Here is a 20,987-nt window from a genome sequence, read left to right as displayed (position 1 = left end):
CCCATCAACCCATCAACCCATCAACCCATCAACCCATCAACCCATCAACCCATCAACCCATCAACCCATCAACCCATCAACCCATCAACCCATCAACCCATCAACCCATCAACCCATCAACCCATCAACCCATCAACCCATCAACCCATCAACCCATCAACCCATCAACCCATCAACCCATCAACCCATCAACCCATCAACCCATCAACCCATCAACCGGCGGCAGACCCGCACCCCGTGGCTGCGTGCGGGCCGCAGGCCTGGCGCCGACCAGGCGCAGGTTGGTTCGCACAAGAAGTTTCAGTTTTTTCTGAAACATCCGGTACACGTGTGCAGGTCGTGGACTTTATTTCCCATGAACAATGGACTTTTTTTCTCACTCATGATTGTCAGGCAGCAGTCTCGCGCGCGCTTTCGTCTTGAAAGCGAGTGGGTACTGACTGTACTGAGAGGTTCTCATGCAAAAGAACAAGCAGCCGCAGTCTACTGCGGCACGCGTATGGCTGTGCATACTGGGGGCAGTGCTGGCGTTGGCCGGTCTGTTCTTCCTGGTGGGCGGCGGCAAGCTGATCACCCTGGGCGGCAGCTGGTACTTTGCGCTGGCGGGCGCGGCCTTGCTGGCTTCGGGCGTGCAGTTCGTGCGCCAGCGCCCTGCAGGCGCCTGGATCTACCTGGGCGCTTTTGCCGTCACCGTCGCCTGGGCGCTGTGGGAAGTGGGTTTTGACTACTGGAGCCTGATCTCGCGCCTGCTGGCGCTGACGTTTGGCGCGGCCGTGGTCGCCGCCAGCCTGCCGCTGCTGCGCAAGGCCGCCGGCCAACCCGCGCAGACCAAGGCCGCGCTGTCGCTGGCCGGGGTGTTCCTGGTGGCCGGCCTGGCCGCCTTTGTGTCCATGTTCCAGATCCACCCCGAGGTGAAGGCCGCCAGCGCCGCCGCCACGCGCAAGCCGGTGGCCCAGGGCGAGACGCCGCCCAACTGGGACCACTATGGCAACGGTTACAAGAACGACCGCTTTGCCGCGCTGGACCAGATCAACGCGGACAACGTCAACCAGCTGGAAGTGGCCTGGACCTACCGCACCGGTGACGTGCCCAAGTCCACCGGCGCCGGCGCCGAAGACCAGACCACCCCGCTGCAGGTGGGTGACAAGGTCTTCGTCTGTACCCCCAGCAACAACGTGATCGCCCTGGATGCCGACAGCGGCAAGGAACTGTGGCGCCACGACGTCAACGCCCACGTCGGCGGTGTCTGGGAACGCTGCCGGGGCCTGGCCTATTTCGACGCCAACGCGCAGGTGGCCCAGCCGACTGTGCCGGGTTCCACCCCGGTGCAGGCCGTGGCCTTGCCTGCGGGCGCCAGCTGTGAGCGCCGCATCCTGATGAACTCCATCGATGCACGCCTGTTTGCCATCAACGCCGACAACGGCGAGCTGTGCGCCGAGTTTGGCGACCACGGTGTGGTCGACCTGAAGCAGGGCATTGGCACCATCCCCAACCCGGCCTACTACACCCTGACGGCCGCCCCCACGGTGGCGGGCACCACGGTGGTGATCGGTGGCCGTGTGGCCGACAACGTGCAGGTGGACATGCCCGGCGGCGTGATCCGCGGCTTCGACGTGATGACCGGTGCGCTGCGCTGGGCCTTCGACTCGGGTTCGAGCACGCCGAATGCCCTGCTCCAGCCCGGTGAGACCTACACCCGCTCTTCGGCGAACGTGTGGGCTGGCACCACCTACGACCCCAGCTCCAACACCGTGTACCTGCCTATGGGCTCGGCCTCGGTGGACCTGTACGGTGCGACCCGTTCGCCCATGGACCTGAAGTACGGCGCCTCCATCCTGGCGCTGGATGCCGCCACCGGCAAGGAAAAGTGGGTCTACCAGACCGTGCGCAACGACCTGTGGGACTTCGACATTCCCATGGCGCCCACGCTGATCGACTTCCCCCGCCAGGACGGCACGACCACCCCCGCGCTGGTGGTGGGCACCAAGGCCGGCCAGATCTTCGTGCTGGATCGCCACACCGGCCAGCCGCTGACCAAGGTGGAAGAAGTGGCCGTCAAGCCCGGCACCATTCCGAACGAGAAGTACGCTGCCACCCAGCCACTGTCCGTGGGCATGCCGCAGATCGGCACCCAGACCCTGACCGAAGCCGACATGTGGGGCGCCACGCCGCTGGACCAGCTGATGTGCCGCATCAAGTTCAAGTCCATGCGCTATGACGGCCTGTTCACCGTGCCGGACACCGATGTGTCGCTGAGCTTCCCCGGTTCGCTGGGTGGCATGAACTGGGGCGGCCTGTCGGCCGACCCGACCAACCACCTGCTCTTCGTGAACGACATGCGTCTGGGCCTGTGGGTCAAGATGGTGCCGCAGAAGCAGGACGCCGCGCTGTCGGATGGCGGCGAAGCACCGAACGCCGGCATGGGCCAGGTGCCCCTGGGTGGCACACCGTATGCCGTGGTCAAGGACCGCTTCATGTCGCCGCTGGGCATTCCTTGCCAGAAGCCCCCGTTTGGCACGCTGACGGCCATCGACATGAAGACCCAGCAAGTGGTCTGGCAGGTCCCCGTGGGCACCGTGCAGGACCAGGGCCCCATGGGCATCAAGATGCGCATGCCCTTCCCCGTGGGCTTGCCCACCCTGGGTGGCTCGCTGGCCACGCAAGGCGGTCTGGTGTTCTTCGCCGGCACGCAGGACTACTACCTGCGCGCCTGGGAAACCGCCACCGGCAAGGAAGTCTGGAAGGGCCGCCTGCCCGTGGGCAGCCAGGGTGGCCCCATGACCTACCAGTCGCCCAAGACCGGCAAGCAGTACGTGGTGATTTCCGCCGGCGGCGCTCGCCAGTCGCCGGACCGTGGCGACTACGTGATCGCCTACGCCCTGCCTGGCGCGGCCAAGAAGTAAGCGCCAAGCCGTCCAGCCTGCCTCGGTGGCAGGCTGGCACATGAAAAAGCCCTGCAAGCGCAGTCTGCGCCGCCAGGGCTTTTTTTTATGGGCCGTCCCCGTGCCTGCTGTGGCGGGCATGCAGGGTGCGGATCAGTACGTGTTGATGCGGTAGCTGCAGCCGACGAGCACCTGACCGGGGTGGGTGATCACGGTGGACACCTCATGGCTGATGACCGTGTTGAGGGTGCTGCTGCCCACCTTCTCCTGCATGTGGTGTGCCACGCGCATGGCCATGTACTTGAAGTCATCGTCCCGCAGGGCCTCTTCGATGCCCAGCCGCTGGGCAACGTCCTGTGGCTTCACCTGGTCCAGCACGGCCAGCAAGGCGCCGGAGGCCAGGGCCACGCGCTGTGTGCGCCAGCCCAGCACGTCGATGGGCGCCGCCAGCTGGTACTCGTGCATGAAGGGGTTGGGCGTATCCTCGATGCGGGTCAGCCCCAGGGCTGCCGCTCCTTCGCCCGAGGCGCCCAAGGCCATCGCGTAGTCGTTGTACGTGGGAACGTCATACTTGCAGGCCACCATCTGGGCCACATCGACCTTGTGGGGGTCGGGCTCCCGCTGCTGGCTTTGTGCCGCCCCCGCGGCCATCACCGCCCCGGCTGCCATCACAATCCCAGCACGCACCATCGCCGAAAAACAAAATTGCACCATGTACCTCTCCAACCAAATCGGCATCCTACCCCCGTGCGCTATCGATTGTTGAGCAATGTCTTGCGATGGATCAGGGCGCTGGGGCGCAGGCGCCTGTGCCGCAGGGTGTGCCAGCGGGCCCTGGGCGTGGCGGCACTGCCTTGGCTGCTGGTCGCCTGTTCCACCGCTGCCCCTGCGGACATGGTGGCGCGCACCATCGACAGCCACTTTGCGGGTGAGCTGCAGTTGCTGCGCACCCTCAAATTGCAGCCTTCGGAGCCCCTGGCGCGCTGGCAGGGGCGCTATGGCGTGTACCTGCGGGACCAGGCCACGGGCAGCGACTTCATGGTGCGGCTGGAGCCCGGCGAGGGTGCCGAGGCCCTGCGCGACAAGGTGCTGGCGGCCCGCGCCGCATCGCGTGAGTTCGTCGCCAACCAGCGCGCGGCACTGGCGCAGTTGCAGCGCGCCGGCGTGCAGGGCGACTTCTTCTCGCTGCGCGCCCTGTCGCCGCTGTACGGCAGCATGCGCTGGTCGATTGCGGTTTTTGCGGACCCGCAGGCCCTGCACAGGGATGCCGACCTGCTGGACGAGGCGGTGCTGCGCGCCTTCTCGGAGGTGGTCCACCTGGACCCCGATCCCATGATCGATATCTATCCGGCATCCTTGAAACCTGCATATGCCCAACCGCTGGCCAAGGGCTACCACGGCATGGTCGAGTTCATCCGGGGGGCGCCCGAGACCTTCATGCAGGCCCAGGACAGTGGGGGCGATGCCCACTGGCGGCTGGGTGCCCAGGCACGGCCGGCACCCTACATCGTGAGCGCACGCCAGCCCCGCTTGCGTGCGGCGTGCTACGCCGAGATCGAGGCGATGCGCAAGCACAACCACCTGTTCCAGCGCCACCGCATCTACCTGGAGCCATCGCGCAGCCTGCTCGAGGCCTACCAGATCCCTGCCCGGCTGCAGGCGCAGGGGCTGCGGCAAGGCCATACCGCGTTTGCCCTGCTGGACCGTGTGCAGGGGCGCATGGTGTTGCGGGGCATCGTGGCCCCAGACGCCTTCGATGCGGGCGACATCCATGCCGTGTCCGGGGTGTATGCCTATGACTATGTGTTTGCCACGGGCGAGCTGCGGGTGCGCCCCCTGGCGGTGCCGGATGGTGTGCCGGCGTCGCCCTGAGCGGCCGCGCAGCGAGAAGCCCGCCGCGGCACGGTGCGTGACCGCCGGGTACTGCCGGATGGGCAGGCTCTTGCCGTCCGCCACGTGGGCTGCGTGCCGGGCACGGAAGCGGCGTGGGTTTTGCCCTGCGTGATACGCTGGCAGCCCCACCTGATGAACAGTGACAGGCCCTGGCCGGATGGCCGCAATCGGTCGCACTGTGGCCATGGAGAACGGTATTGAGCGCACACAACCCAGAGACCCCCACCCCTGCCACCGAAGACACCGCCACGGCCGACATGCGCCAGGCCTTGCTGGAGGCCGGCAAGGAGGAGTTTGCCAACTTCGGCTATGACGGTGCGCGGCTGGAGCGCATTGCGGCCAAGGCCGGGTGCGCCAAGCGCATGCTGTACTACTACTTCGGCAACAAGAAGGATGTGTACCTGGCGGTGATTGAGCAGTGCTACAGCGACATCCGGGCGTCGGAGCAGCAACTGGCGCTGGACACCCTGCCACCGCGCGAGGCCTTGCGTGCCCTGGCCGTGCAGAGCTTCCACTACCACGAGAACAACCGCAACTTCACCCGGCTGGTGCTGCAGGAAAACTTCCAGGGCGGGGAGATGCTGCGCCAGGTGCCCACGATGGATGCCCTGCGCCAGGCGGCCCTGGAGCCCTTGCAGCGCATCCTGGATCGGGGCCAGCAGTCGGGCATTTTTCGCGCAGGCCTGGAAGCGGCCGATGTGCACTACCTGATCTCGGCCTTGTCCGGTTTTCGTGTGGACCATGCCTCCACCTGGGCGGGCTTGCTGCAGATCGATCTGCTGAGCGATCCCATCCGCAGCCGCCACCTGCAGTTGCTGCTGGACCAACTGGACGCCATGGTGGCCCTCCAGCCCTGAGACGGCGACCGGCGTGCCGCGCCCTAGGGCGGCCGTCGCAAGGATGACAGAGGGTGTGAATACGTGCATCTACACTTATTCCTGCGCCCTGATGCACGGGGCCGATGGAGACCACGATGCCCCCCAAGTCCCCCCCGCCCGCTGGGGCCACCACATGCCCCACGCAGCCCGGCAGCGGTGCGCCGTGCACCTGTTTCATGGTGCGCAGCCTGTCGCGCAAGATCTCCCAGCTGTACGACGACACCCTGGCGCCCAGCGGGCTCAAGGGCACGCAGTTCAGCCTGCTGGCCCAGGCGCGCGTGCGCAGGGGGCAAGAGCCCCTGAGCGTCTCGGCCTTGGCGCAGCGCCTGAATACCGACCGCACCACCATGACCCGCAACCTGCGCACCTTGGAGCAGGCTGGCTTGATTGCCCTGGCGCCCGGCAAGGATGCCCGCAGCCGCAGCGTGGTGCTGACCGCTGACGGTGACGCCCGCTACCGCCAGGCCCTGGGGTTGTGGAAGCAGGCCCAGACCGAGGTGCGCGCCCTGTGCGGTGGCGACCAGATTGCCGCGCTGGAGCAACTGGTGGGCCAGTTGCTGCCCCGGCTGGCCCACGTGCAGGAGGCGGCATGAGCGCCGCCGCAGCCCCAGGCGGCGTGGCTGGCCACCCCTTGCTGCGCGATGCCATCCTGCCCACGCTGTGGCGGCTGTCCCTGCCGAACATGGTGGCCATGGGCATGTCCGTGCTGGTGGCCGTCGCCGAGACCTATTACGTCGGACGCCTGGGCACCACGGCGCTGGCGGCCATGGCTTTGGTGTTTCCGCTGGCCATGCTCACCCAGATGATGAGCAACGGTGCCATGGGCAGCGGGGTGTCATCGGCCATCAGCCGTGCGTTGGGCAGTGGCGACCGCGACAAGGCCTCGGCCCTGGCCGTGCATGCGCTGGTGATTGGCGGCGTGTTGGGCGTGCTGTATTCGCTGCTGCTGGTGCTGTGCGGCAGCGTCTTCTACCGCTGGCTGGGCGGGCACGGCGAGGTGCTGCAGGCCGCCACGGGCTTTGGTGCGGTGCTGTTCAGCGGGGCGGTGCTGGTGTGGCTGTGCAATACGCTGGCCTCGGTGGTGCGCGGCACGGGCAACATGCAGTGGCCGTCGGCCGTGTTGTTTGGGGTGTCGCTGCTGCAGATCGTGGTGGGCGGGGCGTTCGGCCTGGGGCTGGGGCCGGCACCGCGCTGGGGTATGGCCGGTGTGGCATTGGGCAACATCGTCGCCATGGCCGTGGCCGTCGTGGTGCTGGGCTGGTATCTGCTGCACGGGCAGGACCGGCTGCTGCTGCGCTGGCGCGGTGCGCGCCTGTCGTGGCCCATGTTCCAGGACATCCTGCGTGTCGGCGCTCTGGCCTGCATCTCGCCGGTGCAGACCTCGCTGGCCACCCTGGTGCTGACCGGCATGGTCGCACGGCTGGGGCCCGATGCCCTGGCTGGCTATGGCATTGGCCAGCGGCTGGAGTTTTTGCTGATTCCGATTGCCTTTGGCGTGGGGGTGGCGGCCGTGCCCATGGTGGGCATGGCCATGGGCGCCGGCCAGGTGGTGCGCGCGCGCAAGGTGGCGTGGACGGGCGCGTGGCTGGCCGCCGCCATCCTGGCCGTGCTGGGCCTGCTGGTGGTGCTGTGGCCCCGGTTGTGGTCCGGCATCTTCACCCAGGATGCTGCCGTGCTGGTGCATGCCGATGCCTATCTGCGCACCGTCGGCCCGGCGTTCGGCCTGTTCGGCATGGGGCTGGTGCTGTACTTCGCCTCGCTGGGCGCGGGCCATGTGCTGGGGCCGGTGTTGGCGGGCACGGTGCGGCTGCTGGTGGTCATCGCCGGCGGCAGCTGGCTGATGGCGGGCGCCACACCCAGCGCGCAGGGCCTGTTTGTGCTGGTGGTGGTGGCCATGGCGCTGTACGGCCTGTGCACGATCGCCAGCGTGTGGCGCACGCCATGGCATAAAAAATGAGCGCCTGGCGCAGGTCTGGCGGCGTTTGCACACTAATTGGTATGTGAAATGCTGAATGGGCAAGCGCAGGCCGCTTCTGTTTTTGAAGGCACGCAGCCGGGGTGGACGAGGGCATGGCCAGCGCATGCGCGCGGTGCGTGCCCTGTGCCAGCAGGCACCGGTCCGGGGCGCGGACCAAGGCCGCCGTGCCCTGCGCCGGCATGGCCGCAGGCCCCTGGCAGCGGTCCCACGCGCGCCATGGCAGGCAGGGACTGCGGCCGGGCGCACAGCCCGCAATGCAGCCTTGCGGACGATCTTTCGGCACGATGCCTGCAAATAAAAGGAACTCACACGCCGTGGGGCACACCAATTTCTCAGAACTCTGCGGCGCGGGCTGAATTCGCAGCCCCGCCAGTCTGCAATCTTCACTGGGAGCTGGATACAGGTGCTTGGTCGTTCGTTTTCAAAAATTGTTCTGTGTGCAACCCTGGCCATGTCGGCCGGCCTGGCTGGCGCTGCCGAATTCCGCAGCGTCAAGGGCGACAAGGCCAACATCCGGGCCGAACCCAACACCCGGTCCGAGATCGCGTGGGAGCTGACCCAGGGCTATCCGCTGGCGGTGGTCAAAAAGCAGGGCAACTGGCTGCAGGTCAAGGACATCGATGGCGTGCTGGGTTGGGTGTACCGGCCCGTCACCACCAACACCCCCCACTACCTGGTCAAGGTCAAGACCGCCAACCTGCGGGCCGGCATGGGCACCCAGCACCGCATCGTGGCCAAGCTCAAGAAATACGATGTGGTCAGAACGCTGGAGAAAAAGCAGGGCTGGGCCAAGGTGCGCACCAGCGAGGGCCAGCAGGGCTGGGTCTCGCAAAAGCTGCTCTGGGGCTGGTGAAAGGAGAGGGTGGCTAGGCCCCTGGCTGCCGGGCGCTTCCACATGGCGCGCGGACGCAGGGCCTTCGCCCCTCCTTGTCGCGCTGTTGCCTGGCTGCCTTGGGGGGCGGTGCAGTGCGGGAAACTTAGAGGTGCTGCAACAGGCCATCGGCAAGGCGCACAGCCTCATGCACTCAAAAAGGCCGCCAGAGTGAAGGCTGGGGCATCTGACATGTACCCCCAGATGCTCCAGGGCGGCGCTCCTGCGTGGATTTTGGCGAGCTTGAACATGCACGCGACAGCGGGAGCAAAGAACAAGACCGCAAGCGGTGGAAACAACCGCACTCGACGATGTGCTGCGCCAGGATCCACAAAAGACTGATGCCTCTAAGTCAGAACTGACACCCAACAACCCAGCCCTCTGTCGCGGGCTTGGTGCATTGAGGCATCACACCTCATCGCCGTTCACGGTTGATTGCAAGCAGCTTTTCAGCTTCTTGGCTGAGATTGACATGCGCAGACGCAGACTGCCTGCGCCTGGCCTCCGCCATCGCGTAATAGCCAGCCTGAGCAAATTCTTCCTCCAGCAGCTTGATGGCGGCGTCGACTTCTTGCTCGTTGGTGAGGCGCATCCTGGGATGTTCTGCGGCAATGGTTTGCAACTCGGCAAATTTGGATTTCGCAAACTCCAGGCGCGTAACTTTCGTCTCAGGGTGTGTTGCGGTATGGGCCAATAGCAGCGATTCGTTTAACTGCTCCTTCGCCGCCTGTGCCTGATGCTCCAATACTTCTAGCAACTCCCGGCGTGCTTTGGCGTTAAGCAATAGCTGGCGAAGCCAGTCGAACATAAAGACGTCTCCAATCTGTCCGCATCGTAGCAAAGGGATCGGACGCAGTCTTGCAGTTCTCCGTGCCTTCGCCCACAGCTCGCGGCCCCATGCAATGAGAAGGGGCAGTGAAGGCTTGGGTGCAGAAAGCGGGGCTTGAGAAATGTGCCCCCACTTTTTGACAATCTGCCCCCTGATGTACCCCCAGATACCCCTGGATTGCGGCACACTTTGGCGGACCTTGGCGCACTTCAAAGTGTCATCGACAGAGGGCAAACAAAAAAGGCCGGAAGCTGATGGACGCTTACGGCCTTAAATGTGGTCCCCCTGACAGGAATCGAACCTGTATCTGACCCTTAGGAGGGGTCCGTTCTATCCATTGAACTACAAGGGGACGCGGGCGGTATTGTAAGTGTTGCCTGCGGGGCTGACGGGCAAACCGTGCACGCCAGCCCCGCCGCTGCGGATCAGTCCTTGCTGCGGGTGTAGATCAGGTCCACGGCGGTTTGTACCCCCGTCTGTCCCCGCAGGGTCAGGCGGCGCGACAAGTCGTAGAAGATGTACAGCGTCCCCATGGCGCCCGACAGGCTTTGCTCATAGGCAACGTACAAATCCTTGGACAGGCGCTTGCCCACGGTGACGGCCGCACCCTCGGTGCCGTCGTCGCTGGGGCCCTTGAAGCCCACCTCGTCCAGCCCCAGCTGCCCGGCAAAGTTGCCGCCCGTGTTGCCGCCGCTGAGCAGGGCCAGCGCTGCCTGTTGCAGGAATGCGGTTTCCGCGCCGTTGGTGGCGGCGCTGCGGCCCATGACGACCCAGGACAGCTTTTCCGCGTCCGACATGTCGGGCTCCGAAAACAGCGTGACCAGGGGACGGTTGGCACTGCCCGTGACCTTGACCCCCGCCCGCACCGCGATGTTCGGGCGGATGGCGGTGATGTCGATGGCCGGGTTGGCATACGGCCCGCTGAAGCGCACGGTGCCTTTTTCGACGTCCAGGGCCTGGCCCCAGGCGCGGTAGCGGCCATTCACGGTGTGGACTTCCCCGGTGATGCGCGGCCCGTTCGCCACCTGCAGTTGTCCCTCCAGGCGGGTGGTGATGCCATAGCCTTGCAGGGCAAAGTCGTTGCCCAGGTCGATGCTGACTTGGATGTCCGGTGGGCGCACGGCCCGCACCGTGCCGGGGGCCTGGGCCTGCCGGGCAGCCTGCTCGGCCTTCTCCTGTGCGGCCTTGCGGCTGGCGGCGGAATGCACGTGCACGTCATCGTCCAGGGTCGGGGCCGAGCTGTCGGCCAGGATGATGGTGGCGCGGTCCACCTTCAGGCCGCCGCGCAAGGTGACCTGGCCTTCCTGTACCGCGGCTTGCAGGTTGCCGCTGACGCTGACCTGCCGGTCGGCGCGGATCAGCACCTGCAGGCGCTCGGCGACGGCGCGGATGTCCATGCGCATGCCGGAGCGGCCTTCGCCCGCCTGCGGGTCGTATTCCACGAAACCGCTGCCGGTCAGCGTGCCGCCGTCCTTGGGTGCCTGGGTGAGGTTGCCGCTTTGCCCCAGGATGCGCGTGCTGCTGCCCTCGCCGCCCTTGAAGAACAGCTCGGTCAGGTCCAGCCGCGTGCCCTGCAGCTTGGCGCGCAGGCGGCCCTCGCGCAGGTCCACGCCGTCCAGCAGGGAGCGGATGCTCAACTGGTCTGCGCTGAGCACACCGCTCCACTGCGGCGCACTGCGGGTGCCGGAGAGCGTGACGTCGGCATTCAGGCTGCCGCTGACGCGCCATCCGGGCGGGGCGAACAAGGCCCACAGGCCGATGTTGGGCATGCTGGCCTTGAGGGTGCCCGACAGGGGGGCCGTCTCCGGCCAGGCCAGGCCAGCGGCCGTCTGGCGCAACTGGCTGCGCACATCCGCCTGCAACTGGCCAGCGCGCTCTGAATTCCAGGTCAGCTGCGTGCGCACGTCAGTGCCTTGGGCGCCGATCTGCAGGCGCAGGTCCTGCAGGCGCGTGCGCATGCCGCGGCTGGTCAGCAGCGCGCGCGATTGCACCTGGCCGGAATCGGGGTTGACCTCGCTGGCGCCACTGCTGCGCACCACGGTGACCGGGGCCGCCTCGCTGTCTTCCACCGACAGGCGGATGTCCCCGCTGGCCCGTTCAAGCACGACGTCGGCGCGCAGCGCACGCCCGGTGCTGTCGATGTCCCAATGCCCTTGGACCACCAGGTCACCCCCAATGCCCGCTGCCGCCAGCAGGGGCTGCTGCGGGTTGGGACTGAGTGCATCCACCCAGGCCAGGGGCAGGCCTTCCAGACGGCCCTGGCTTTGCAGCCCCCAGCTGCCATTGCCGGCCTGGCGCAACAGCACGGGTGACCAGGTCAGGTGGGCGTTCTGGGCCCCGGCACTGGCGGGGGCGGTGACCGCCAGGCGTCCTTCGCTGGCCTGGATGCGGGTGGTGCGCACCGGGTTGCCGGTGGTGCGCTGGCTGGCGCTGAGCGGCGCTGCCAGCTGGGCCCGCCAGGTGGCGTCGGCCTTGCCGGTCGGGCTCCAGCGGACGGACAGGGCCTGGATGCGGGCCTGCCAGTCCATCGGCGCGGCCCCCTGGGCCTGCAGCAGTCCGGCGGTCAGCGTGGTGTCCAGCGACAGGGTCTGGGTTCCCGCTTGCAACTGGGCCTCGGTCTGCAGCTGCAGGTTTTCCGGTGTGCCGGACAGGCTCAGTTGCAACTGCTGGAGCAGGCTGGCCGTGCCGTGCTCCGGCGTGTAGCGCAGCGCGCGTGCCTGTACCTGGCCCTGCAGGCGCAAACCGCTGGCCTGCTGGGCGGCGGCCGGGTTGAGCAGGCGTTGTTGCAGCTTGTTCCAGCCGCCCTGCCACGCCAGTTCCACCTGGGCCTGGCCTTGCAGGCTGGCACCCGCCAGCGGATCACGGCCCAGGGGCAGGCGCGACAGCCACTGGCCCAACTGCTGGGCCTCCGTGATCTGCAGCTGCAGCTTGCCCTGGCCGCTGTCGGGGCTGGCATCCAGGGCCAGTTGGGCGCGGGTGCCGGGCACCTGCAGCTCCAGCTGGCCTTGCAGATGGCGGGTGTCGGTGCGGATGTCCAGCGACCGGGTCTGCAGCAGGCCCTGCAGCGCCTGGATCTGGACATCGCGCAGCTGCAGCAGCGGGGCTTGCCAGCTGCCTTGTGCACGGGCCGACTCCAGGCGCAGAGCCCCCGGATGGCGGGCGCGCGCAGACTGAAGGTCCAGTGCGAACTGCACCCGCTGCGCAGCATCGGTCTGTGCCTGCAGCGTGCCCGTAATGGGGGCGGCCTCCAGTGTGCTGTACAGGTCGGCGGGGTTGACGCCTGCCAGTTTGACCGTGCCTTCCACCGTCTGCGCCTGGGCGTCCCAGCGGGCCTGGGCCTGCAGTTGGCGTTCGCCGGTGGTGCCCAGATCGATCCGGGCCCCTTGCAGCAGCCAGGTGTGCAGGCCGTCAAAGCGCAGGTCGGCGCTCAGGGCCCGCACCGGCAGGGCCTGTCGGTCCCAGGGTCCGGGCAGGCGGTTGTGCAGGTCGGCCTGGAGTTGCCAGCCCTCGCCCTCGGGGCCGGCCTGCAGCGTGCCGTTCAGGTCGGTGCGGGGACCACTGGGCAGGAACAGGGCCGCGTCCACATGGCGCAGCTGCACTTGTGCCGCTTCCAGCGGCTGGGGCCGCCAGGGCTGCAGGGTGGCGCGGATGTCGGCGGCTAGGTCTGCATCTTGGTTGGCAGCCGGGGTGGCCGTGCTCGCCTGGGCGGTGATTTCCAGGCGTGCTGCCTCGGTGGCCAGGGTGCCTTGCACGCTGGCCTTGGCCGTGATGTCGAGGAACTGGTCGTCCTGCTGGGGCAGCGGGGCCTTGACCGTGCCCTGCAGCTCGGCATGCAGGGCCATCGGGGCGGCCGCCTGCAGGCGCAGGTCGGCTTCGTAGAAGCCTTGCGCGTAGCGCAGGCTGCTGACTTTCAGCGTGTGGTGGCTGCCGGTGTAGGCGTAGTGGCCCTGCAGTTCGGTGACCACGGTTTCCGGCGGGCCTTCCCAGACCAGGCGCTCGATGCGCACCGGCACGTCGATGCGCACCGGCAGCAGCAGCGACTGCAGCGGCGTGGGGGGGGTGTCGTCCTCGGGTTGGGGGGTGCTGCGGATGCGCAGCTCGTCCATGTTCACCTTGCCGAAGCGCAGCTCGCGCTGCAGCAGCGGCTGCAGGCGCCAGGCGATGTCGGCGCCTTTGATCTCGACCTGCAGCGCCGGGCTGGTCCAGCGCAGCCAGTCGATGCGGCCACCGTGCCGCAGGCTGCCTTCGATGCCGTCGGCTTCCAGTTTCTGGTCGGCCGGCATCCAACTGGCCACGCGGGCCAGGGTGCGCGCCAGGGAGTCGCTCTGGCCCGACCACCACCAGGCCAGGCCCAGCAGGCTGGACAGGGTGATCAGGCACAGGGCCAGGGTCCACAGCAGTCGGCGCAGCCAGCGGCGGCGACGACGCGGGGGGACTGGTGCCGCCGCTGCGGGGGGGGGCGACGCCGGAGCGAGGGTAGGTTCTTGCCGTTCTTGCATGGAATCAGAAATTGAAGCCCAGGCGCAGGTGCAGGCGCACCTTCTTGGTTTCCAGGCCGTAGGCCAGATCCGCCTGCAGCGGGCCCACGGGGCTGCGCCAGCGGATGCCGGTGCCCACACCGACAAACACGGTGTAGGTGTCCAGCGCGTCCGTGACCGTGCCGGCATCGACGAAGGTGGCGTGCTCCCAGTCGCTGCGGTTGCCGGCCACCGTGATGGGGCGCTGCCATTCGACGCTGCCCGAGGCCATGTAGCGGCCGCCGATCAGCTTGCCGTTGTCGGTGCGCGCGCCAATGCTCTGGTAGCTGTAGCCGCGCACGGTGGTGTCACCGCCCGACAGGAACAGCTGGGTGATGGGCACCACCGTGTTGCCGTTGGCAATCACGGCGCCGCCGTTGGCGCGAAAGGCCAGCCGGCTGCGGCGGCCGGTGTCGCCCTCGGCGCGTTCCAGCGGCAGGTAGTACAGCCAGCGGGCCGCCATGCGGCCAAAGGGCTTGCGCTCGGGGGTGATGGTGTTGCCCGCGCCCACTTCCCAGCCCAGGCCGTAGCCGCGCGTGGGGTTGGTCGGGTTGTTGAAGTAGCGGCCCGTCCAGCCATAGTTGAGCGTGATGGACGAGCTGGACGGTGGCGCCCCGTCGCCCTGGGCCTTGGCCATGTCGTACTGCAGGTAGTAGCCGCGGTCGATCTTGTCCTCGCTCTTGCTGCGGCCGGCGACCAGGGTGGCACTGTTGGCCATGTAGTCGGCCAGCTCCTCGCGGGCGGCCTTGGCGCCGACGAAGTAGTTCCAGCCGCTGTAGTCGGGCAGCGAGGTCAGGCGCGTGGACAGCAGCGGGTTCTTCTGGTCCAGCTGCAGCTTGCTCTGGGCGCGCCAGCCCAGGTAGGGCACGCGGTTGTGGGTGTGGTCGATGGAAAAGCGAAAACCGGTGTCGGTGCTGACCCCCAGGCCGTAGATCCACTTTTGCAGCTTGGCCTCGCGCACCTCGGCAATCACCGGGGCCTGCACCTCGGTGTCGCCCGGCTGGGCGACCTCGGTGGCCAGGGTCAGGAACACCGAGTCGTAGTAGCCGCTGTTGGCCAGGCGCTGCTGGGTCTCGAGCAGCGTGGTCTGGCGGTATTCCTCGCCCACTGGCAGGCGGGCCAGACGAATCAGTCCCGCCGGGTTGTAGCGATCGGCGCCCTGGATCACCAGGGGGCCGAAGGAATAGGCCGGGCCCGGGGCATAGTCCATGCGCAGCTCGGCCTCGTTGAGGTCGGCATCGATGTCGGCGCGGCTGTCCACCAGACTGGCCGTGGGGTAGCGGCGGTTTTGCAGGCGGCGCACGCCCTCGTTCTTGGCATTGCTCCAGGCCGACTGGCTGAAGCGTTCGCCGTTGAAGCGTTCCAGATCCCGGCGGATGCCTTCGCGCATCCCGCGGCCTGAGGGGTCCTCGGCGTTGGTGCCACTGAAGCTGATCTGTGTGCTGCGCACGATGGTGGCGGGGCCTGGCTCCACCTGCACGCGCACCTTGCGCGGGGTGTCGCTGCCGCTGGGGGTTTCGATCAGTTGCAGTTCGATGGTGGGCGAGAAATAGCCCAGGGTGCCCAGCAGGCTGCGGATGTTGGCGTCGGCCGCGCCGAGCAGGCGGCTGAGCTCGCTGCGGCGCAGGTCGCTGAGGCGGCGGTACTGCTGCAGTTCCATGTGCTGCAGCAGCAACTCGCGCACGTCACTGGGCGCTTCGACTTCGAGCTCGAAACTGGGAGGACCGTTGCCGCTGGCATCGTCGATCGGGTTCTTGGACAGCAGGCTGCAACCGCTGAGCAGCAGCACGCTGGCCAACAAAAACGCCGGCCTCAAGGCCGGCGTGTTTGCAGGAAAAGGCTTGAGCATGGATTCATTTTGACAGCAGCCTCATGGATTCCTCCAGTCCTTTCAAAGTCAAGGGGTACATGCGATCGCCGATCAAGCGCCGGATGATGTCGATGCTCTGCCGGTATTCCCAGACCCCTTGCGGCTCCGGATTGATCCAGGCGTGCTGGGGAAAGGCGTGGGTCAGCCTTTGCAGCCATTCGGCGCCGGGTTCCTCGTTGTGGTATTCCACGCTGCCGCCAGGTTGCAATATTTCGTAAGGACTCATGGTGGCATCGCCCACGAAGATCAGTTTGTAGTCCTTGTTGTACTTGCGGATGATGTCCCAGGTGTCGAACTTCTCGGCAAAGCGGCGGCGGTTGTTCTTCCACATGAAGTCGTAGACGCAGTTGTGGAAGTAATAGAACTCCAGGTGCTTGAACTCGCTCTTCACCGCCGAGAACAGCTCCTCCACGCGCTGGATGTGGTCGTCCATGGTGCCGCCCACGTCCATCAGCAGCAGCACCTTCACGTTGTTGTGGCGCTCGGGCACCATCTTGATGTCCAGCCAGCCGGCGTTGGCGGCGGTGCTGCGGATGGTGTCGGGCAGGTCCAGCTCCAGGTGGCTGCCCTGGCGTGCGAACTTGCGCAGGCGGCGCAGCGCCACCTTGATGTTGCGTGTGCCCAGCTCCTGGGTGTCGTCGTAGTCGCGGTAGGCGCGCTGCTCCCAGACCTTGACGGCGCTGCGGTTCTTGCCGGGGCCACCGATGCGCACGCCCTGCGGGTTGTAGCCGCCGTGGCCAAAGGGGCTGGTGCCGCCGGTGCCGATCCACTTGTTGCCGCCTTCGTGGCGGCCTTGCTGCTCTTCGAGGCGCTTTTTCAGCGTCTCCATCAGCTCGTCCCAGTCCATCTTCTGCAGGGCGGCCTTCTGCTCGTCGGTCAGCTCCTTGTCCAGCAGCTTGCGCAGCCACTCCTCGGGCAATTCCTTCTTGAAGTCGGCCACCATCTCCACGCCCTTGAAGTAGGCGGCGAAGGCGCGGTCGAACTTGTCAAAGTGCTTTTCATCCTTGACCAGGGTGGTGCGTGCCAGGAAGTAGAAGTCGTCCAGACTCCAGCCGTCCTCGCTGCGCGGGCCGACCACGCCGGCCTGCAGCGCTTCCAGCAGCATCAGGTATTCCTTGACCGAAACCGGCAGCTTGGCGGCACGCAAGGTGTAGAAAAAGTCGATCAGCATGGCAAAGGGCTTTCAAAAAATGAAGCTATCAGCGCAGGTGTTTACTGTGTTTCAAAGGCTTATATGCCTGAAATCAAGCAATACCAGGCGCAAGCTGCTTCAGTTTTTCAAGCAGGCGCGTGTGGGCCGCCGGCCATTCTGCGGCCAGCATGCTGTACATCACCGTGTCGCGCACGCTGCCGTCGCGGCGCAGGGCGTGGTGGCGCAGCACGCCGTCGCGCTGCGCACCCAGGCGGGCGATGGCCTGCTGGCTGCGCGTGTTCAGGATGTCGGTGCGCCAGCCCACGACGGCGCAGCCCAGGGTGCCGAAGGCGTGCTGCATCAGCAGCAGCTTGGCGGCGGTGTTGACGTGGCTGCGCTGCACGCTGGCGGCGTACCAGGTGTAGCCGATCTCCAGGCGCTGCACGGCGGGCACGATGTCGTGGTAGCTGCTGGTGCCCAGCACCCGGCCGCTGGCCGCGTCCAGCACGGCGTAGGGGCAGCGCGTGCCCTGGGCCTGCATGTCCAGGGCCAGCTGGATGTAGGCGGTGGTTTCCTCGCGGCGCGGAACCCAGGTGACGCGCAGCTGCCACAGCTCCCCGTCGGCGGCCGCCGCTTGCAGGCCGGCGGTGTGCGCCAGGCTCAGGGGTTCCAGGCGCAGGCCCCAGCCTTGCAGCGGGACGGGCGGGGCGAACGGTGTGGCAGTCAGTGCATCAGGCATGGCAGGGGGAGCAGGGAGGGGAGGTCAATCGGCCTCGGCTTCTTTCAATCGGTCTTTGGCTTGCTGGCGCCCGCGCCAGATGCGGGCGATGTGCAGGCCCGCGCCACCGCCCAGGCCGACCATCAGGATGCCCACGATGCCGGCGCCGCTGTAGCCATCGGCAAAGATGTCGATGCCCACGGCCTGGCCCAGGCCGTAGCCGGCCAGCGCGCCCAGGACAAAGCAGACGGCGTCGGACACCCCTTCGAGCAGCATTTTTTGCGCAGAAGCCATGGTCAGTCTCCCCAATTCGTTGTGGTGAAAACTGCAAAGTTAGGGCAAACGGCGGTTTTGCGCATCGGGGCAAGCCTGCAACAGGGCTGTCAGTGCGGTGTCAGCGGTTGCGCTGGTTCATGAACACCAGCTTCTCGAACAGGCTCATGTCCTGTTCGTTCTTCAGCAGGGCGCCCACCAGCGGCGGCACGGACACCTTCTGGTCGGGCGACTGCAGCGCTTCCAGCGGAATGTCCTCGGCCACCAGCAGCTTGAGCCAGTCGATCAGCTCGCTGGTCGAGGGCTTTTTCTTCAGGCCCGGCAGGCTGCGCACGTCGTAGAAGGTCTTGAGCGCGGCGCTGAGCAGGTCGCCCTTGAGCGTGGGGAAGTGCACGGCCACGATCTGGCGCATGGTCTCCGCTTCGGGGAACTTGATGTAGTGGAAGAAGCAGCGGCGCAGGAAGGCGTCGGGCAGCTCCTTTTCGTTGTTCGAGGTGATGAACACCAGCGGGCGGTGCTTGGCACGGACCATCTCGCGCGTCTCGTAGCAGTAGAACTCCATGCGGTCGAGTTCGCGCAGCAGGTCGTTGGGGAACTCGATGTCGGCCTTGTCGATTTCGTCGATCAGCAGGGCCACCGGGCGGTCGGCGGTGAAGGCCTGCCACAGCACGCCCTTGACGATGTAGTTCTGGATGTCCTTGACCTTCTCGTCGCCCAGCTGCGAATCGCGCAGGCGGCTGACGGCGTCGTATTCATACAGGCCCTGCTGGGCCTTGGTGGTGGACTTGATGTGCCACTGCAGCAGCGGCATGTCCAGCGCGGCGGCCACTTCCTCGGCCAGCATGGTTTTGCCGGTGCCGGGCTCGCCCTTGACCAGCAGGGGGCGCTGCAACTGGATGGTGGCGTTCACGGCCAGCATCAGGTCTTGCGTGGCCACGTAGTTGTCGGAACCTTGGAATTTCATGGGCTTGGTATCAGCGTAAACATTGATGTGGTGCCTTGACAGCTGCTTTCATAATGGTTTGACCCATGGGAGCCATTCGCGCCACCAAGGCGGCGTGAGCACCTGGATCGGGCGTACTTGCGGGTACGGCCAGCGTCCAGGGACTTCGCTGCCAGCGCACATTGTCGATGTGCCGGGCGGTGCCAGTGTCTCCAAGCAGATCCCAGGCTGAATTTGCAAAGGATTGTGTGCACAAAATGATGAAAACATGGACCACGGTGTTTGCAATGTTTGTCGCTTGTGCGACGTCGTCCGCCTCCGCGCAGGCTGTGCAGGGCAATCCCCAGGCGGGGGCTGGCAAGGTGGCCATGTGCATCGGCTGCCATGGCATCGCCGGCTACCAGGCCAGTTTTCCGGAGGTGCACAAGGTGCCCAAGATCTCCGGCCAGTCGGCGGCCTACATCGCTTCCGCGCTGGAGGCCTACCGCAAGGGGGACCGCAGCCACCCATCCATGCGCGCCGTGGCGCAGTCCCTGAGTGACCAGGACATCGCCGATGTGGCCGCCTATTACCAGGCGCACACCACGCCGTCCGCCAGCTCCGCCCAGCCGCATGACCCGCCGGCCCAGGTGGCGGCCCTGATCGAGAAGGGGGCCTGCTTCAGCTGCCATGGCCAGGGCTTTGCCAAGCCGATCGACCCCAGCTACCCCAAGGTGGCGGGCCAGCACCCCGACTATCTGTACGTTGCCCTGAAGCAGTACAAGACCACCAACAACCCCCATGTGGGCCGCAGCAACGGCATCATGGCACCGATTGCCCAGCAGTTCAGCAACCAGGAGCTGAAGCAGCTGGCCAACTACATCGGCAAGCTGCCTGGCGATCTGCAGACCGTGCCCCAGGCGCATTTCCGCTGACCGCGGAGTCGTGCCCGTGAACCCAAAGGCCCGCTGATGCGGGCCTTTTTTTGTGGTGTGTGGCTGGTGTTCAGTCGCGCGTGGCGCGGCGCTGCACGGCGGCCACGTACTGGTTGCCGTCGGGCGGGTGACCGTGGCGCTGGCTGTCGGCCAGCATCTGGCCCAGGCATTCCATGGTCTCGTGGTGGGCGGTGTGCAGGTCCGTGCGGCGTTTGGCCAGCAGTTCCACGGCCTGGCGGATGCCACGCGGCTGGTCGATGCTGCACTGCTCGCTGATGGACAGGTGCATGGACAGGTGCAGGAAGGGGTTGGTGCGGTCCGGCTCCAGGTCGTAGTTGCGCTGCACGGCGGCGTCCACGTCGTCCAGTTCCGCGAAGTACTCGGGGTGCTCCGCGATCCACAGGCTGGCCAGGGTCTCGATCGCCTCCATCGGGGCGTCATTCTTCATTTTGCTGCGCACACTGCAGAAAAAGCGGCGCACATCGGCTTGCGTGGGGTTGAAAAGCATGATGGCCGGCAGCGTAGCATGGGCGGTCGAGACCTGTCCCCCCGGGGGCCATCCGGTCCTGCGTGTCGGCGTAAGATCACCGCCTTTCGGGCATGGCGCCCCCAGACAGGCAGTGGCAGATGGAATTTCAGACGTGGTTGGCATTTTTTTCGGCGTGCGTGTTCATCGCCATCTCTCCGGGCTCGGGGGCCGTGCTGTCGATGAGCCATGGCCTGGCCTATGGCGTGCGCCAGACGTCGGCCACGATTGGCGGCCTGCAACTCGGCCTGCTGCTGATTTTGCTGGTTGCCGGGGGCGGCGTCGGGGCGGTGCTGATTGCGTCGGATGTGGCTTTCACCGCGGTCAAGGTGCTGGGCGCGTGCTACCTCATCTACCTGGGCTGGAGCCAGTGGCGCAGCGTGGGCAACGGGGTGGATGTGGGCTACCTGCAGGCCAGCCCGATGCCCTGGCGCCAGCGGACCCTGGCCGGGTTCCTGACGAACGCGACCAACCCCAAGGGCATCATCTTCATGGTGGCGGTGCTGCCGCAGTTCCTGACGGCACAGCGCCCGCTGTGGCAGCAGTTGCTGGTGATGTCGATCACCTGCCTGGCCGTCGACACGGTGGTCATGCATGGCTATGCCGCCAGTGCAAGCGCCCTGCGCCGTTGGATGCGCAGCGCAGAGGCGGTGCGCTGGCAGAACCGCATCTTTGGCGGCTTGCTGATGCTGGTGGGCCTGGGCCTGTTCTTTGTGCAGCGCTCGGGCCACTCCGGGTAATCCTGGGGCAAATGCGCTGACTC

General features: G+C 66.6%; 17 protein-coding genes, 1 tRNA gene and 1 pseudogene. 9 read left to right on the top strand and 10 right to left on the bottom strand.

What is annotated here, in order from left to right:
- Positions 1–423, top strand: a pseudogene (locus tag CA2_RS18250) (hypothetical protein); the annotation flags it as partial.
- A 35-nt stretch (positions 424–458) separates the two neighbouring features.
- Positions 459–2,903 carry a membrane-bound PQQ-dependent dehydrogenase, glucose/quinate/shikimate family gene (locus CA2_RS08065; protein ID WP_042415061.1) on the top strand — a complete coding sequence of 815 codons (2,445 nt, stop codon included), beginning with the start codon at positions 459–461 and terminating at the stop codon, positions 2,901–2,903.
- Positions 2,904–3,035: 132 nt separating this feature from the next.
- Here the strand turns inward: CA2_RS08065 and CA2_RS08060 are convergent, their stop codons facing one another.
- Positions 3,036–3,593 (bottom strand): hypothetical protein, encoded by a 558-nt coding sequence (locus tag CA2_RS08060; protein ID WP_156105989.1) that lies wholly within the window; start codon positions 3,591–3,593, stop codon positions 3,036–3,038.
- Positions 3,594–3,722: 129 nt separating this feature from the next.
- Here CA2_RS08060 and CA2_RS08055 point away from each other — a divergent pair, with 129 nt between their 5' ends.
- From CA2_RS08055 to CA2_RS08035, 5 genes are all read left to right on the top strand, one after another.
- Complete coding sequence (locus CA2_RS08055; protein WP_156105988.1) at positions 3,723–4,754, top strand: hypothetical protein; 1,032 nt, start codon at positions 3,723–3,725, stop codon at positions 4,752–4,754.
- 218 nt (positions 4,755–4,972) lie between these two features.
- Positions 4,973–5,632, top strand: a complete 660-nt coding sequence (locus CA2_RS08050) for a TetR/AcrR family transcriptional regulator (RefSeq protein WP_052369873.1) — start codon at positions 4,973–4,975, stop codon at positions 5,630–5,632.
- Between the two features lie 116 nt (positions 5,633–5,748).
- Positions 5,749–6,246 carry a MarR family winged helix-turn-helix transcriptional regulator gene (locus tag CA2_RS08045; RefSeq protein WP_156105987.1) on the top strand — a complete coding sequence of 166 codons (498 nt, stop codon included), beginning with the start codon at positions 5,749–5,751 and terminating at the stop codon, positions 6,244–6,246.
- Positions 6,243–7,610: an MATE family efflux transporter gene (locus CA2_RS08040; protein ID WP_042415055.1), complete on the top strand. Its 1,368-nt coding sequence runs from the start codon at positions 6,243–6,245 to the stop codon at positions 7,608–7,610. Before CA2_RS08045 ends, CA2_RS08040 begins: the two co-directional genes overlap by 4 nt.
- Before the next feature lie 472 nt (positions 7,611–8,082).
- Entirely contained in the window at positions 8,083–8,484 is a 402-nt protein-coding gene (locus tag CA2_RS08035) for an SH3 domain-containing protein (protein WP_081888914.1), read from the top strand.
- A gap of 433 nt (positions 8,485–8,917) precedes the next feature.
- Here the strand turns inward: CA2_RS08035 and CA2_RS08030 are convergent, their stop codons facing one another.
- The 8 genes from CA2_RS08030 to CA2_RS07995 all read right to left on the bottom strand — a co-directional run bounded on the left by CA2_RS08030 (position 8,918) and on the right by CA2_RS07995 (position 18,805).
- Positions 8,918–9,310 (bottom strand): hypothetical protein, encoded by a 393-nt coding sequence (locus CA2_RS08030; protein ID WP_042415048.1) that lies wholly within the window; start codon positions 9,308–9,310, stop codon positions 8,918–8,920.
- A gap of 298 nt (positions 9,311–9,608) precedes the next feature.
- A tRNA-Arg gene (locus tag CA2_RS08025) sits at positions 9,609–9,683 on the bottom strand.
- A 73-nt stretch (positions 9,684–9,756) separates the two neighbouring features.
- Complete coding sequence (locus CA2_RS08020; protein WP_042415045.1) at positions 9,757–13,830, bottom strand: translocation/assembly module TamB domain-containing protein; 4,074 nt, start codon at positions 13,828–13,830, stop codon at positions 9,757–9,759.
- Between the two features lie 4 nt (positions 13,831–13,834).
- On the bottom strand, positions 13,835–15,697 hold the full coding sequence (locus CA2_RS08015) for an autotransporter assembly complex protein TamA (RefSeq protein WP_042415044.1): 1,863 nt from the start codon (positions 15,695–15,697) through the stop codon (positions 13,835–13,837).
- A 4-nt stretch (positions 15,698–15,701) separates the two neighbouring features.
- The gene (locus tag CA2_RS08010; protein ID WP_042415042.1) at positions 15,702–16,889 is read right to left on the bottom strand and encodes a vWA domain-containing protein; all 1,188 of its coding nucleotides are present in this window, start codon (positions 16,887–16,889) and stop codon (positions 15,702–15,704) included.
- Between the two features lie 73 nt (positions 16,890–16,962).
- A complete protein-coding gene (locus tag CA2_RS08005) occupies positions 16,963–17,589 on the bottom strand; it encodes a GNAT family N-acetyltransferase (RefSeq protein ID WP_042415039.1) in 627 nt (208 codons plus the stop codon).
- 24 nt (positions 17,590–17,613) lie between these two features.
- The gene (locus CA2_RS08000) at positions 17,614–17,862 is read right to left on the bottom strand and encodes a hypothetical protein (protein ID WP_042415037.1); all 249 of its coding nucleotides are present in this window, start codon (positions 17,860–17,862) and stop codon (positions 17,614–17,616) included.
- 100 nt (positions 17,863–17,962) lie between these two features.
- Positions 17,963–18,805, bottom strand: a complete 843-nt coding sequence (locus tag CA2_RS07995; protein WP_042415036.1) for an AAA family ATPase — start codon at positions 18,803–18,805, stop codon at positions 17,963–17,965.
- Positions 18,806–19,041: 236 nt separating this feature from the next.
- Here CA2_RS07995 and CA2_RS07990 point away from each other — a divergent pair, with 236 nt between their 5' ends.
- Positions 19,042–19,698, top strand: coding sequence for a c-type cytochrome (locus CA2_RS07990; RefSeq protein WP_042415034.1), 657 nt, complete (start codon positions 19,042–19,044; stop codon positions 19,696–19,698).
- Positions 19,699–19,768: 70 nt separating this feature from the next.
- Here the strand turns inward: CA2_RS07990 and CA2_RS07985 are convergent, their stop codons facing one another.
- Positions 19,769–20,206, bottom strand: coding sequence for a DUF1841 family protein (locus tag CA2_RS07985; protein ID WP_042415031.1), 438 nt, complete (start codon positions 20,204–20,206; stop codon positions 19,769–19,771).
- A gap of 119 nt (positions 20,207–20,325) precedes the next feature.
- On the opposite strand from CA2_RS07985, the gene CA2_RS07980 reads away from it, so the two are divergent.
- Positions 20,326–20,964, top strand: coding sequence for a LysE family translocator (locus CA2_RS07980; protein WP_042415028.1), 639 nt, complete (start codon positions 20,326–20,328; stop codon positions 20,962–20,964).
- Positions 20,965–20,987 lie beyond the last annotated feature (23 nt).

This window comes from Comamonas aquatica NBRC 14918, assembly GCF_000739875.1.
GTDB classification, from domain to species: Bacteria; Pseudomonadota; Gammaproteobacteria; order Burkholderiales; family Burkholderiaceae_C; genus Comamonas; species Comamonas aquatica.
This window is presented reverse-complemented; position numbering and strand designations above follow the sequence as displayed.

Bases quoted from the DNA above. Each gene is read 5' to 3' on its own strand.
- CA2_RS07985 (WP_042415031.1), bottom strand. From the start codon at position 20,206: ATGCTTTTCAACCCCACGCAAGCCGATGTGCGCCGCTTTTTCTGCAGT.
- CA2_RS08040 (WP_042415055.1), top strand. From the start codon at position 6,243: ATGAGCGCCGCCGCAGCCCCAGGCGGCGTGGCTGGCCACCCCTTGCTG.
- CA2_RS07980 (WP_042415028.1), top strand. From the start codon at position 20,326: ATGGAATTTCAGACGTGGTTGGCATTTTTTTCGGCGTGCGTGTTCATC.
- CA2_RS07990 (WP_042415034.1), top strand. From the start codon at position 19,042: ATGATGAAAACATGGACCACGGTGTTTGCAATGTTTGTCGCTTGTGCG.
- CA2_RS08020 (WP_042415045.1), bottom strand. From the start codon at position 13,830: ATGCAAGAACGGCAAGAACCTACCCTCGCTCCGGCGTCGCCCCCCCCC.
- CA2_RS08005 (WP_042415039.1), bottom strand. From the start codon at position 17,589: ATGCCTGATGCACTGACTGCCACACCGTTCGCCCCGCCCGTCCCGCTG.
- CA2_RS08015 (WP_042415044.1), bottom strand. From the start codon at position 15,697: ATGCTCAAGCCTTTTCCTGCAAACACGCCGGCCTTGAGGCCGGCGTTT.
- CA2_RS07995 (WP_042415036.1), bottom strand. From the start codon at position 18,805: ATGAAATTCCAAGGTTCCGACAACTACGTGGCCACGCAAGACCTGATG.
- CA2_RS08000 (WP_042415037.1), bottom strand. From the start codon at position 17,862: ATGGCTTCTGCGCAAAAAATGCTGCTCGAAGGGGTGTCCGACGCCGTC.
- CA2_RS08030 (WP_042415048.1), bottom strand. From the start codon at position 9,310: ATGTTCGACTGGCTTCGCCAGCTATTGCTTAACGCCAAAGCACGCCGG.
- CA2_RS08010 (WP_042415042.1), bottom strand. From the start codon at position 16,889: ATGCTGATCGACTTTTTCTACACCTTGCGTGCCGCCAAGCTGCCGGTT.
- CA2_RS08065 (WP_042415061.1), top strand. From the start codon at position 459: ATGCAAAAGAACAAGCAGCCGCAGTCTACTGCGGCACGCGTATGGCTG.
- CA2_RS08035 (WP_081888914.1), top strand. From the start codon at position 8,083: ATGTCGGCCGGCCTGGCTGGCGCTGCCGAATTCCGCAGCGTCAAGGGC.
- CA2_RS08045 (WP_156105987.1), top strand. From the start codon at position 5,749: ATGCCCCCCAAGTCCCCCCCGCCCGCTGGGGCCACCACATGCCCCACG.